Annotated in this window: 17 protein-coding genes; 11 read left to right on the forward strand and 6 right to left on the reverse strand. The window is 72.1% G+C overall.

All coding sequences use genetic code 11. The features are described 5' to 3' along the window. Nucleotides 1–10 precede the first annotated feature (10 nt). Together ACE101_RS20320 and ACE101_RS20325 are read right to left on the reverse strand one after the other, a co-directional pair. Nucleotides 11–1111, reverse strand: coding sequence for an efflux RND transporter periplasmic adaptor subunit (locus ACE101_RS20320; RefSeq protein ID WP_379133307.1), 1101 nt, complete (start codon nt 1109–1111; stop codon nt 11–13). A 136-nt stretch (nt 1112–1247) separates the two neighbouring features. Further along, nucleotides 1248–1439, reverse strand: coding sequence for a hypothetical protein (locus ACE101_RS20325; RefSeq protein WP_379133310.1), 192 nt, complete (start codon nt 1437–1439; stop codon nt 1248–1250). A gap of 2 nt (nt 1440–1441) precedes the next feature. Here ACE101_RS20325 and ACE101_RS20330 point away from each other — a divergent pair, with 2 nt between their 5' ends. The 5 genes from ACE101_RS20330 to ACE101_RS20350 all read left to right on the forward strand — a co-directional run bounded on the left by ACE101_RS20330 (nt 1442) and on the right by ACE101_RS20350 (nt 3409). Beyond that, the gene (locus ACE101_RS20330; protein ID WP_379133313.1) at nt 1442–1723 is read left to right on the forward strand and encodes a hypothetical protein; all 282 of its coding nucleotides are present in this window, start codon (nt 1442–1444) and stop codon (nt 1721–1723) included. 65 nt (nt 1724–1788) lie between these two features. Beyond that, complete coding sequence (locus ACE101_RS20335) at nt 1789–2244, forward strand: histidine kinase dimerization/phosphoacceptor domain -containing protein (protein ID WP_379133315.1); 456 nt, start codon at nt 1789–1791, stop codon at nt 2242–2244. After that, the gene (locus ACE101_RS20340; protein WP_379133316.1) at nt 2238–2405 is read left to right on the forward strand and encodes a hypothetical protein; all 168 of its coding nucleotides are present in this window, start codon (nt 2238–2240) and stop codon (nt 2403–2405) included. Before ACE101_RS20335 ends, ACE101_RS20340 begins: the two co-directional genes overlap by 7 nt. Nucleotides 2406–2442: 37 nt before the next feature. After that, the gene (locus ACE101_RS20345; RefSeq protein WP_379133319.1) at nt 2443–2676 is read left to right on the forward strand and encodes a putative signal transducing protein; all 234 of its coding nucleotides are present in this window, start codon (nt 2443–2445) and stop codon (nt 2674–2676) included. Continuing rightward, a complete protein-coding gene (locus ACE101_RS20350) occupies nt 2660–3409 on the forward strand; it encodes a tRNA1(Val) (adenine(37)-N6)-methyltransferase (RefSeq protein WP_379133322.1) in 750 nt (249 codons plus the stop codon). Before ACE101_RS20345 ends, ACE101_RS20350 begins: the two co-directional genes overlap by 17 nt. A gap of 67 nt (nt 3410–3476) precedes the next feature. Here the strand turns inward: ACE101_RS20350 and ACE101_RS20355 are convergent, their stop codons facing one another. Beyond that, nucleotides 3477–3785, reverse strand: a complete 309-nt coding sequence (locus ACE101_RS20355; protein WP_379133324.1) for a hypothetical protein — start codon at nt 3783–3785, stop codon at nt 3477–3479. 303 nt (nt 3786–4088) lie between these two features. On the opposite strand from ACE101_RS20355, the gene ACE101_RS20360 reads away from it, so the two are divergent. The 3 genes from ACE101_RS20360 (at nt 4089) to glyS (ending at nt 8136) form a co-directional block, all read left to right on the forward strand. Beyond that, on the forward strand, nt 4089–4952 hold the full coding sequence (locus tag ACE101_RS20360; protein ID WP_379133327.1) for a S49 family peptidase: 864 nt from the start codon (nt 4089–4091) through the stop codon (nt 4950–4952). Between the two features lie 70 nt (nt 4953–5022). Further along, on the forward strand, nt 5023–5967 hold the full coding sequence (locus ACE101_RS20365) for a glycine--tRNA ligase subunit alpha (protein WP_379133330.1): 945 nt from the start codon (nt 5023–5025) through the stop codon (nt 5965–5967). A 63-nt stretch (nt 5968–6030) separates the two neighbouring features. Then, nucleotides 6031–8136: a glycine--tRNA ligase subunit beta gene (gene glyS, locus ACE101_RS20370; protein WP_379133333.1), complete on the forward strand. Its 2106-nt coding sequence runs from the start codon at nt 6031–6033 to the stop codon at nt 8134–8136. 91 nt (nt 8137–8227) lie between these two features. Here the strand turns inward: glyS and ACE101_RS20375 are convergent, their stop codons facing one another. Beyond that, nucleotides 8228–8419, reverse strand: coding sequence for a hypothetical protein (locus tag ACE101_RS20375; RefSeq protein WP_379133335.1), 192 nt, complete (start codon nt 8417–8419; stop codon nt 8228–8230). Between the two features lie 422 nt (nt 8420–8841). On the opposite strand from ACE101_RS20375, the gene ACE101_RS20380 reads away from it, so the two are divergent. Then, on the forward strand, nt 8842–8994 hold the full coding sequence (locus tag ACE101_RS20380) for a hypothetical protein (RefSeq protein ID WP_379133337.1): 153 nt from the start codon (nt 8842–8844) through the stop codon (nt 8992–8994). Nucleotides 8995–9025: 31 nt separating this feature from the next. Here ACE101_RS20380 and ACE101_RS20385 read toward each other — a convergent pair whose 3' ends face one another. After that, on the reverse strand, nt 9026–9217 hold the full coding sequence (locus ACE101_RS20385) for a hypothetical protein (protein WP_379133339.1): 192 nt from the start codon (nt 9215–9217) through the stop codon (nt 9026–9028). A 683-nt stretch (nt 9218–9900) separates the two neighbouring features. Beyond that, nucleotides 9901–10056 (reverse strand): hypothetical protein, encoded by a 156-nt coding sequence (locus ACE101_RS20390; protein ID WP_379133342.1) that lies wholly within the window; start codon nt 10054–10056, stop codon nt 9901–9903. Between the two features lie 495 nt (nt 10057–10551). Here ACE101_RS20390 and ACE101_RS20395 point away from each other — a divergent pair, with 495 nt between their 5' ends. Together ACE101_RS20395 and ACE101_RS20400 are read left to right on the forward strand one after the other, a co-directional pair. Next, entirely contained in the window at nt 10552–11757 is a 1206-nt protein-coding gene (locus tag ACE101_RS20395) for a glycosyltransferase (protein ID WP_379133344.1), read from the forward strand. Continuing rightward, complete coding sequence (locus tag ACE101_RS20400) at nt 11754–12566, forward strand: WecB/TagA/CpsF family glycosyltransferase (RefSeq protein ID WP_379133347.1); 813 nt, start codon at nt 11754–11756, stop codon at nt 12564–12566. The genes ACE101_RS20395 and ACE101_RS20400 overlap by 4 nt, the downstream gene beginning before the upstream one ends. Nucleotides 12567–12593: the final 27 nt, after the last annotated feature.

Genomic DNA, 12593 nt, shown 5'->3' on the forward strand with positions numbered 1-12593 from the left:
TCCCTCCCGCTCAGAACTGGAGCGCCTCGACCACGCGCACGCGCTGGCCGGGATCGAGCTTCTGCACGCCGAGCCGGACGATGCGCTCGCCCTCCGCGACGCCCGCGGAGACGAGGGCGTCCTGCGCCTCGTAGGCCGCGACCGTCACCGGCCTGAGGCTGAGCCGGCCCTCGGCATCCACGCTCCAGACGGAGGAGCCGGTTCCCTGGTTGAACAGGGCGGCGAGCGGGATGCGGACGATCCGCTCCGCCGTGGCGCCGCTGAGGGTCACGGTGGCGGTCATGCCGAGCTGCACGCGCTCGTCGGCGTCGGGCAGGGAGAAGCGGGCGAGGTAGGTGCGGGTCGCCGCGTCGGCAGCGGGCGCCAGTTCGCGCAGGCGGGCCTTCAGCCTCGCCTTCGGGTCCGACCACAGGCCGACCGTGGCCTCCCCGGCCCGGGCCTGCCCGACCAGGGATTCGGGGATCGCGATCACCGCCTCCTTCTCGGCCGTGCGGGCGAGCCGGATCGCCGCCTGTCCCGGCGCCACGACCTGACCCGGCTCGATCATGGTCGCGGTGACGACGCCATCCGCATCCGCCGCGAGCACCGCGTAGGAGACGGCGTTGCGCGCCAGCATGAGGGCGCGTTCGGCCCGCAGCAGCCGGCCCCGCGCCTCCTCGGCGGCGGCCTTCTGCCGGTCGAGGGCGGAGGCCGCGGTCCAGCCCTGCGCGGCCAGCGTCACCCCGCGCTTGAGATCGGCCTCGGCCTGCGCGAGAGAGGCGGAGGCTGCCGTGCGTTCCGCCTCGGCCTGCTCGGTCTGAAGCCTGAGATCGATCTCGTCGAGGGTGGCGAGCGGCTGCCCGGTCCGAACCAGATCGCCGACATTGACGAGCCGTTTCTGGATCTTGCCCTGCACCCGGAAGCCGAGATCGCTCTCGATGCGCGGCCGGACGGTGCCCACGAAGGTGCGGCTCGGCACGCGGTCCTCGAAGGCGACGGGCTGGACCAGGACCGGCCGGGCCGCCTGCGCGCCGGGGAAAGCCGGCGCCTTCTCCTCGGTGCAACCCGCGGCGACGAGCCCGACCACGGCGGCGAGCGCGAGGTCGGCGGACAGGAAGGCGAGACGTGCCATCACGGGGCTCCGGCCGGAAGGAGGTGCTGCGGCCGGGCGGGTCCTGCCTCCGGGCGAGGGGGCGGAAGCCCGGCGGGGTCCGGTCCGGCCGCAGCACGCGAAGGCTTACGCCGAAATTGACGATTGTCAACAATCGTCAATTTTCCTCCCCGTCCGACCCTTCGCGATGACCGCGGCTGCGCTGGCGGAGTGCTGCGCAGCTTTGGATATTCCAACCGAATTTGAATGAAACAATTTCGATCCCATCGTTGCCGGCGCTTTTCCGCAGCAGAACCGCTTCGCAAGAGCAATAAATACTCTCGATGAACCCATGCAGAAGGCGGTACATCGATGACTATGGTCCTTGCGACGCAGCGCGGCCGGCACCATTCCTGGTTGAGTTACGGCATCGGGGTGCTGCTGTTATTGGCTCCGACCGGGTTTCGTCTGGCGTTCGGCGACCACCTGCAAGGCGTGCCCTTCATCATGCTCACCCCGGCCATCGCCCTCGCAGCCCTGCTGGGCGGGGTGCGGGCCGGGCTCGTCACGGCCGGCCTAGCCTCACCGCGGCCGCGGTCTGGTTCCTGCCCCTCGGCCTCGCGCGGCCGTTCCGCTGGCCGGGCGGCCCCGTAGCCCTCCTGCTCTATGCCCTCACCAGCGCCATCCTGCTCGGCGCGATCGACGCGCTGAACCGCACGGTGGACGCCCTGCGCCAGGAGCGGGACCGCTCGACCCTCATGTTCGAGGAGTTGCAGCACCGGGTCGCGAACAATCTCTCCTTCGTGGCGAGCCTGATCGGCCTCGAGCAGCGCCGCCTGCGGGACGGAGCCGACGCCGCGGAGATCCTGACGCGTGTGCAGGACCGTCTCGACCTGATGAGCCGCATCCACCGCCGCCTGCACGATCCCAGGGCGGCGGAGCGCCCGGTGGCGGATCAGCTGCGCGCCCTCTGCGACGATCTGCTCGCGGTCGCCGGTGCGACGGGCATCGTCTGCGACGTCACGGCTCCGGGCGTGACCCTGGGCCTAACGCGGCTCCTGCCCGTCGCGCTGATCGTGGCGGAGACGGTGACGAACGCCGCCAAACACGCCTTTCCGGCCGGCCGGGGCGGATCACGATCACGCTCGACAGCGTACCGGGCGGCTGCGTGCTGACGATCCGCGACGACGGTTGCGGCTTTCCGGCCGGCTTCGATCCGGAGGCGAGCCGCAGCCTGGGCCTGCGCATCACGCGCTCGCTCGTGCAGCAGCTCGGGGGCGAGCGGCGCGTCTCGGCCGGCAGCGGCGTGACGACGCTGGTGCGCTTCCCGGCGTGATGCTGGCGCCGGGCGCCGGGCCGGGGCATGAGACGGCATGGTCGAGATCCTGCGAACCAACGACATCGTGCTGATCGGCTTCGCGCAATCGCTGCTGGAGGGTGCCGCCATCCCGGTCCTCGTGGCCGATGCGCATATCAGCGCCCTGGAGGGGATGATCGGGGCCTTCCCGCGCCGCCTGCTCGTGCCCGGGGATCACGCGGCGCAGGCCCGGCGCCTGCTCACCGATGCGGGGCTCGCCCACGAGCTGCGCGATGCGCCCCGGCGCTGACCCGCAGCCCTGGCTGGGGGGACGCCTGCACCTGCACCAGCCGCCGCGGGGAGCGCACCGGGCCGGCACGGATGCGGTGCTTCTCGCCGCCGCCGCCGGAACCCCAACGGGGACCGTCTACGATCTCGGTGCCGGCACCGGGGCGATCGGCCTCGCGGTCGCGGCGCGGGCGCCCGGCTGCCGTGTCGTCCTGGTGGAGCGCGAGGCGGAGGCCGCGGCCCTGGCGCGCGCGAACATCGCGCTCAACGGACTGGCGGAGCGCGCGAGCCTCGTCGCGGCGGACGTGACCGCCGCGGCGGCCGCACGCCGGGCGGCGGGGCTCCTGCCGGATACGGCCGATCTCGTGCTGACGAATCCGCCCTTCTTCATGGGCGGCCACCGCCCCTCGCCGGTGGCCGCGCGGGCGGCCGCGCATGCGATGCCCGAAGGCGGCCTCGATGCGTGGCTGCGCACCTGCGCCGACCTGCTGCGCCCGGGCGGGCGCCTCGTGCTCATCCACCGGGCGGACGCCCTGCCCCCGTGCCTGGACGGCCTCGGCGGGCGGTTCGGCGGCGTCACCGTCCGGCCGATCCATGCGCGGCCGGGGGAGCCGGCGCTGCGCGTCCTGATCGCCGGCATCCGCGGCAGCCGCGCGGCCTTCGGGCTGTTGCCCGGCCTCGTCCTGCACGGGCCGGACGGCCGCTTCACCGCCGAGGCCGAGGCGCTCCATCGCGGCGAGGCGCTGCTCGACTGAGCCCGGCGCGGCGCGAGCGGCACCGGGTCGCCCCGGATGCCCATCCCGCCGGACCGGTCCGACCCGCTCAGTAATAGACGTAGAAGCGCGGCCGGTAGTAGCGGCGATAGTACGGACGGTAGTAGTAGCGCCGGTACGGGCGGTAGTAACGGTACCGCCGGTAGGGGCGGTAATAATAGCGCCGATACGGACGGTAGCCGTAGTACCGGGGGTAATAATACTGGGCCTTGTCGACGAGCGGCGCCGCCTGGGCGGCCTCGCCCAGCGCGACCGCGCCGGCACCCGGCAGGGCGGCCGCCTCGCTCCGCCCGGCCGTGAGCCCGAAACCCGCGACGATCATGGTCAGCACCACGGTCGCCCAACGAAGCACACGCATCCACGTTCTCCTCATGCAGCATCCCCGGCCGGGCGGAGGGCCCGCCGGGGAACGAGACCAAGACAGGGGGCCCGCGCGATCCGGCGAGATCCCCGGACGACGCGCACCCCCGCGGATGCTCGCGACGACGGGGTCGACCGAGGAGCCGCAAGCCCCAACCTAGGCGCCTGCCGACGCGGGTCCAATCGACGGGGTCGACGAAGCTGTGAGCCTGCTCTCGGTCGGGAATGCCGAGCCGCCGGCTTGCGGGAGGGCACGGCCGAGCCTACCTCCGGCCCGGTTCATCGGAGTGACCAGACCCCCATGCCGTTCGCGTTCCGCAGCGCCCTGCGCGCCCTCCTTCCCGCACGGCTGCGCCGCGATCGTCCGGTCGTGCCGGTGGTGCGCCTGAGCGGGCCGATCGGCGCGGTCTCGCCGCTGCGCCAGGGCCTCTCCCTCGGCGCCTGCGCGCCGGCCCTCGAGCGCGCCTTCGGCATCCCCGGCATCAAGGCGGTCGCCATCATCATCAATTCGCCGGGCGGGTCCCCGGCGCAATCGCACCTCATCCATCGCCGCATCCGGGCACTCGCCGCCGAGGCGAAGGTGCCCGTCCTCGCCTTCGTGGAGGATCTCGCGGCCTCGGGCGGCTACATGATCGCCTGCGCGGCCGACGAGATCATCGCGGATCCCTCCTCCCTCGTCGGGTCGATCGGCGTCGTCTCGGCCGGTTTCGGCTTCCAGGGGCTGATCGAGCGGCTCGGCGTCGAGCGGCGGGTGCACACGACCGGGCCGTCGAAAGCCATGCTCGATCCGTTCCGCCCCGAGGATCCGGCGGACATCGCCCGGCTCAAGGACATCCAGGCGGACGTGCAGGCGCTGTTCAGCGAACTCGTGCGCGAGCGGCGGCCCCGGCTCTCGGGCGATCCCGGGGACGTGTTCTCGGGCGCGGTCTGGACCGGGCGGCAGGGCCTCGCGCTCGGCCTCGTGGACTCGCTCGGCGACGCGCGCACGGTGCTGCGGGAGCGCTACGGCGAGAGGGTCGAGATCCGCCTCGTCGAGCAGGTGCGCGGCGGGATCCTCGGCCGGCTGCTGCGCCGCCGGGAGCCCGGCGCCGCCGGGGCCGAGGCGCTCGCCGGGGCGCTCGCCCTGCTGGAAGAACGGGCCGCCTACGGGCGGTTCGGCCTGTGACGGATCGCGTCCCGGGTTGACTTGAGGGGGCTCCCCCGTAAACGGGCCGGGCCTTTCCGCGAGACGCCCGATGACCGCCACCGACGACGCCCTGCACCCGACGCGTTCGTTCCAGGGCCTGATCCTGACGCTGCAGCGCTTCTGGGCCGCTCAGGGCTGTGTGATCCTCCAGCCCTACGACATGGAGGTCGGCGCCGGCACCTTCCATCCGGCGACGACCCTGCGCGCCCTCGGCCCGCGCCCCTGGAAGGCCGCCTACGTGCAGCCCTCCCGGCGGCCGAAGGACGGCCGCTACGGCGAGAACCCGAACCGGCTCCAGCATTATTACCAGTTCCAGGTGATCCTGAAGCCGAACCCGCCGAACCTCCAAGAGCTCTACCTCGCCTCCCTGCAGGCGATCGGGGTCGATCTCGCGCTCCACGACATCCGCTTCGTCGAGGACGATTGGGAGAGCCCGACGCTCGGCGCCTGGGGGCTCGGCTGGGAATGCTGGTGCGACGGAATGGAGGTGAGCCAGTTCACCTACTTCCAGCAGGTCGCCGGCTTCGAATGCGCGCCGGTGGCCGGCGAGCTGACCTACGGCCTCGAGCGCCTCGCCATGTACGTGCAGGGCGTCGAGAACGTCTACGACCTCAACTTCAACGGGCTGGACGGCGCCGACCGGGTCTCCTACGGCGACGTGTTCCTTCAGGCCGAGCAGGAATACTCGCGCCACAACTTCGAGGCCGCGGATACCGAGATGCTGTTCCGGCAGTTCCGGGACGCGGAGGCCGCCTGCCGGAAGTACCTCGAAGCCGGCGAGCCCGGCATCGATGCCAACGACGCCCGGCACAGGATGGCGCAGCCGGCCTACGACCAGTGCATCAAGGCGAGCCACGTCTTCAACCTGCTCGACGCGCGCGGCGTGATCTCGGTGACGGAGCGCCAGAGCTACATCCTGCGGGTGCGCGACCTCGCCAAGGCCTGCGGCGCCGCATGGCTGCGGACCGAGGCCGGCGGCATGGCCGCCGGTTAGGGACCCGCCTCCTCCGCTCTCGCCCGTCTCGCCCGCGCCTCTCCTGACCCCGCCGGTGCCCCGATGCCCGATCTCCTGCTCGAACTCTTCTCCGAGGAAATCCCGGCCCGCATGCAGCGCCGGGCCGCGGAGGATCTGCGCAAGCTCGTCACCGACGCCCTCGTGGAGCGCGGTTTCCTCTACGAGGGCGCCAAGGCCTTCGCGACGCCGCGCCGGCTCGCGCTCCACATCGCCGGCCTGCCGACCCGCGGCAAGGACGTGCGCGAGGAGCGCAAGGGCCCGCGCGTGGGCGCGCCCGACGCGGCGGTGCAGGGCTTCCTCAAGAGCGCGGGTCTGACGAGCCTCGACGAGGCCAAGGTGGTCTCGGATCCGAAGAAGGGCGAGTTCTACGTCGCGCTGATCGAGCGGCCCGGCCGCGACACGATCGACGTGCTGGCTGAGATCCTGCCGGCGGTGATCCGGGGCTTTCCCTGGCCGAAATCCATGCGCTGGGGCGCCGCCTCGGCCGAGCCGGGTTCCTTGCGCTGGGTGCGCCCCCTGCACGCCATCGTGGCGAGCTTCGGCCCCGAGACCGAGACGCCGGAGCGGGTGCCCTTCGCGGTCGACGGGATCGAGGCTGGCTTCATCACCTACGGCCACCGCTTCCTCGCCCCCGGCCCGATCGAGGTGCGCCGCTTCGCCGATTACCAGCCGTCCCTCGAGCGGGCGCGCGTCGTCCTCGATGCCGACCGCCGCCGCGACATCATCCTGCACGACGCCCGCGACCTCGCCTTCGCGCGCGGGCTCGACCTCGTGGAGGACGAGGGCCTGCTGGAGGAGGTGGCGGGCCTCGTCGAGTGGCCCGTGACCCTGATGGGCTCCTTCGACGAGAGCTTCCTCGACATCCCGCCGGAGGTGATCCGCGCGACGATCCGGGCGAACCAGAAGTGCTTCGTGCTCCGCGCCCCCTCGGCGGATGGGCGCGAGCGGCTCGCCAACGCCTTCATCCTGGTCTCGAACCTCGTCGCCTCGGATGGTGGCGCCGCGATCGTGGCGGGCAACGAGCGCGTGGTCCGCGCCCGGCTCTCCGACGCCAAGTTCTTCTGGGAGACCGACAGGAAGGTTCCGCTGGAGAGCCGCCTGCCCAAGCTTCAGGACATCGTGTTCCACGAGAAGCTCGGCACGCAGGGCGCGCGGGTGGAGCGCATCGCGGCGCTCGCGAAAGCGCTGGCGCCGCAGGTCGGCGCCGATCCGGCCCTGGCCGAGCGCGCGGCGCACCTCGCCAAGGCCGACCTCGTCACCGAGATGGTGGGCGAGTTCCCCGAGCTGCAGGGCCTGATGGGCCGCTACTACGCCGAACTCCAGGGCGAGCCGGCGGCGGTCGCCGCGGCGATCGAGGAGCATTACAAGCCCCTCGGTCCGAGCGACCGCGTGCCGACCGAGGCGGTTTCGGTGGCGGTGGCGCTCGCCGACAAGCTCGACACGCTCGTCGGATTCTGGGCCATCGACGAGAAGCCGACCGGCAGCAAGGACCCCTTCGCCCTGCGCCGCGCGGCGCTCGGAGTGATCCGCCTCGTCCTCGCGGCCGGCGCCCGGCTGCCGCTGCTCCCGGTCTTCGCGAGCGCCGCGGCGGGCCACGCCGCCGCCCCGCCGGACGCCTTCGCGGCGGACCTCCTCGGCTTCTTCGCCGACCGCCTCAAGGTTCACCTGCGCGACCAGGGCGCCCGCCACGACCTGATCGACGCGGTCTTCGCCCTGCCCGGCCAGGACGACCTGCTGATGGTGGTGCGCCGGGTCGAGGCGCTCGGGCGCTTCCTCGACACGGAGGACGGCCGGAACCTGCTCGCGGGCTTCCGTCGCGCGGCGAACATCCTGCGGATCGAGGAGAAGAAGGACGGCCGCGCCTACGACGCCGCGCCCGATCCCGCGCTCTTCGCCCTGCCCGAGGAATCAGCCCTCGCGACCGCACTCGATGCGGCGCGGGACGAAGCCGCCGAGGCGGTGGCGGCCGAGGATTTCGAGGGGGCGATGCGGGCGCTCGCGGCCCTGCGCCCGCCGGTGGACGCCTTCTTCGACAAGGTCACGGTGAATGCCGAGGACGCGGCCGTGCGGGCGAACCGCCTCGCCCTCCTCAACGCCCTGCGCGCCGCGACCCGCGCGGTGGCGGATTTCGGCCGCATCGAGGGATGACGACGAAAGCCGCGGCGTGATGCCGCGGCTGATCACCCTCACCGGAGGAGGTCTTGCAAGATGCAATCTTGCGAGGCCGGCTCTGCCGCCTTCAGGCGGCGTCCGCCAGCATCTCGCGCACCGAGCGCGGCCGCTGCTCGCGGCCCCAGGCATGGAACAGGTAGTAGCCGTTCCAGCGGGCCGCCTGGCGGGCCGCGTCGAGAACGAAGCCGCGCGGCAGCTCGGCGACTCCCCGCACGCCGGCCGCGTAGCGCCAAGTCGGCATGCGGATGAACGACGGCACCGGCAGCCACGTGGGCACTGCACAATAAAGCTCCCGCTTATGTGCATTGCGAAACAAATTATAAGAAACGATCTCGCCGTCCATTTGCCTCTCCCCCCTTATTCGCTTCGTACTTTGGTCGGAGTGCCATGTCAAGGCAAATAGAACGGGCGATCTTATGTTGATTTAAGATAATTCTGGGCAGCGGCGCATGGCCGTTGCTCGCTGCGGGTCCGATATTGTCATGCGCGCCAATTGAATTCTGCTGGATGTTGGTGGGTGTTCTCAGGCTGCAAGGCGGAAGGCGATCGGGTTGCAGGGCACCGGATTGTCCGCGATCCGGCGCATGCAATTCCTGCATATCTCCCATCTGGCATTTGGAATACCAGGCGGCGTTGTGCAGTGCGATAAGCGGACATCGCACGACACCACGGGACACCGTCATGACCGCCTTCATCTTCCTCGGCTTCGTCGCCATCGCCGCCAATGCGATGCTGGCCGTGCTCGCGGCCGATCGGCTCACCCCCAAGGAGCCCGCTCTTCCGCTGGTCGCCGGAAACGAGAACGAGATCGCGGCCGCCAAGCTCGCGGCGTAAGCCTCGCCGCGGCGCTCCCGCCGCCCGCGCCTCACTCGGCGCGCTGGCTCATCGGAAATCCTGCTCCCTCGATGGCATCGGCGATGCTCAGCGCCGTGCCGATCACGAGGAGGAGCAGGCCCACTCCGATGAGGCCGATAGCCTCGACCGGCCGCCACGCGTGAGGATTCCGACGTCCCCGCGCAGGCCCGGTCCGGGCGGGATGAGCGATGACACGTGGCATGAGCGATCTCGCGCCTGCGTCGCAGCGCCACCGATCGATCTCCGGCTGGCCTGTCGCAGTGAACCGAGGCTATGCAGCCTTGGTTAACGATGCGTTAAGTGAAGATTTTCGCCCTATCGCTCGCCTGAAGGCCGCTCCGGCTTCTGTTCTCCCATAGATTCGCTCGCGCCACGAGGACGACGAGGATTTCGATCAGCCCTCCAGGGTACGGGATCGAACGATCCCCGGCCGCTTGCACCGGCCGCGCGACGCTCAGCCGATGGCGATGATCCCGCCCGGCGGCCTTTCGCCGATGCCGGCCGGGCGCCTGCTCTTCCGGCTCCCTCTCAATGCGGCGGAAGCGTGGCCGCCACGGCCATCCGTTCCCGCATGGCCCGCGCCCGCGTCGCCGGGCCGGAGGGCCGCCGGCCGCCCCGTCGGTTCAGGGTATGTTCCGTTCCGGCCTGGGCACAACAGGGCTCGAGCCCGCTCTCCGGGACGGAGGCGGGCCACGCGGATTGTCAGGTTCCCCGGATGCGGGTTCCTCGGATGAAAGACCGGATCGGCCGATCCGTCCACGAGAGCTGCCCCCGATCGCGTTGCGATCGGGGGCAGCTCTCGGCTTTCGATCCGACATGCGTCCTGTCCCGAACCGGTATCGACGTCGGTGGGACGCGCTCCGAGCGCCCGTGTGGGCGTAACAGTCAACCGATGCTGTAGACCCGCTCGATCGCGACGCCGCAGCTTTCCGCGAGGCTGAAGGCGAGCTCGCGCGTGAGGCCGAAGATCAACGGGCGCTCTCCGCGCAGCAACGTGTAGCTGCCATCCGGCTTCACGGTGATGCGGACCGGCTCCGACATGGGCGTCTCCCTGTACTCGGCTGGCTCGCGCATGACGGCCAGCATCTTTATGGCGCCACGCTAGGCCGATTCGCGGCGCGCTTGAAGAGCCTCGCGCCGACGAGGACGCGCCGGGACCTGCGCCGGCCCGCGCGGGGCGCGCCTGATCATGCCGTCCTCTTCGCGCATCGTCGCCGGTCGGCATCCGGTGCCGTCACGCGTCCGGCGCCGGGCCTCGCGGCGGTGCGCGCCGGGCCGCCACCCGCGGGGCGGCGCAGCCGTCTCATCCGGGGACGTCCCGATGCCGGCGCCGAGCGCTCGTGCGCCGATGAACTGGTTGCGCCGTCACGAATACTGACCGTTTACCGTAAACGCGCAGATTTCGTTTCGTTTTGAAACGAAAACCGCTGGCACACGGCTCGCTCGAAGCCGGGCATCGACGATGCACCGCACGAGTGTGGCCGAATGCTTCCATCCCCGCTGACGATCAGGCGACCCGCTCCGGCAGCGCTTGAGGTGCCGGCCAGCCGGGGCACGGATGCCCCGGCGCTCCGCGTCCTCGTCGTTCACAACCGCTATCAGATCCGCGGCGGCGAGGATGCCGTCGTGGAGCGCGAGGCCGCCGCCCTGGCGCGGGCCGGCTGCGGCGTCGAGGCCGTCTTCGTCAGCAACGACGACATCCGCGGGCCGGTCGACCGCCTGCGGACGGCGTTGGAGGCGGCGCACGCGCCGCGCGGCATCGCCCGGGTGCTGGAGGCGGTCCGGAGCTTCCGGCCGGACATCGTCCACGCGCACAACACCTTCCCGCTGATCTCGCCCGCCGTGCACGCGGCGGTGCGCGCCGCCGGCCCGGCGACGGTCCAGACCCTGCACAACTTCCGGGTGGCCTGCGCGGGCGCCATGCTGATGCGCGACGGCGCGCCCTGCGAGACCTGCCTGACGGGTTCGCCCTACGCGGCCGTGCGGCACGGCTGCTACCGGGGCTCCCGCGCCGGCTCCCTCGCCGTGGCGCGGATGATCGACCGCCACCGCCGGGCGGGCACCTGGACGCGGAGCGTCGACGCCTTCGTGGCGCTCACCGAATTCGCCCGCGGGCGCTTCATCGCGGCGGGGCTTCCCGCCGACCGCATCGCCGTCAAGCCGAACGGCCTCGCCGATCCCGGCCCATCGGAGGCGCGTCGCGACGGCATCCTCTTCGCCGGCCGCCTGAGCCGAGAGAAGGAACTCGAGACCCTGGCGGCGGCCGCCGCCCGCCTGGATGCACCCGTCGCGGTGGTCGGCGACGGGCCCCTGCGTGCGGATCTCGTCGGCGCACCGGGCCTGCGGCTCGCCGGCCCTCTGCCGGCGGCGGAGGTTCAGGACCGGATGGCGCGGGCCGCGGCGCTCGTCGTGCCCTCCCTCTGGTACGAGGGCCTGCCGATGGTCGTGGTCGAGGCCTTCGCGGCGGGCACGCCCGTCATCGCCTCCCGCATCGGCGCCTTGGCCGACCTCATCGAGGACGGCGTCACCGGCCTCCTCGTCACCCCCGGCGATCCCGACGACCTCGCGCGCGCCTGCCACCGGATCCTCGCCGATCCCCCGGCCGCGCGCCGGATGGGGGCGGCCGCACGCGCCGCCTACGCCCGGTCCTGGACCGAAGAGGCGACCACCGCCTCGCTCCTCGCCATCTACCGCCGGGCGCTCGCCTCCCGGTCAACCGCAGGTCTGAAGAGCGCGTCATGAGCCATGATCCCGCCGTTTCCCGCTACCGCTTCGCCGGCATCGGCATCTCGGTCGTCGACATGCCGGGGCTGATCCGCTCGGTCGCGCGGCGGTTGAACGGCCCGCCGCATGCGCCGGGGAGCTTCGTCGTGTTCCGCGACGCGCACGGCATCGTGCGGGCGACCGAGGATTCCCGCCTGCGCGCGGCGCACGAAGCGGCGCTGCTCGTGTGTCCGGACGGCCGGCCGCTCTACTGGATCGGGCGCCTGCGCGGAGCGGCGGGGATCGGGCAGGTGCCGGGCATCGAGTCCGTCGAGGCGGTCTGCCGGGCCGGCATCGCCCAGGGCTGGCGGCACTATTTCCTCGGCGGCGGCGAGGGCGTGGCCGAGCGGCTCGCCGCGACGCTGTCCAAGCGGATACCCGGGCTCGTCGTGGCCGGGGTCGAGACCCCGCCCTTCCGGGATCTCGATGCCGCCGAGGCCGAGACGATGCGCGCGCGCATCCGGCGATCGGGCGCGCAGATCATCTGGGTCGGCCTCGGCACGCCCAAGCAGGAACTGTTCATGGTCGAGCACGCGCCGCACCTGCCCGGGACGATCGCCATGGGCGTCGGAGCGGCCTTCGACGTCCTCACCGGACGGGTGCCGCGGGCGCCGCGGACGCTGCAGATCCTCGGGCTCGAATGGGCCTACCGCCTCGCGCGCGAACCGGGACGCTTGGCCGCCCGCTACGGCCGCACGATCCCGCGCTTCCTCGGCCTGGCGCTGCGCGAGAGCTGGCAGGGCGCGCGGACGGCGGCGCTGGCGCAGAGCAGCATCCCGCGGCTCTGAAAGCCGCGGGACCTCAGCCGGCGGCCC

The organism is Methylobacterium carpenticola (assembly GCF_042748905.1).
Classification (GTDB): Bacteria; Pseudomonadota; Alphaproteobacteria; order Rhizobiales; family Beijerinckiaceae; genus Methylobacterium; species Methylobacterium carpenticola.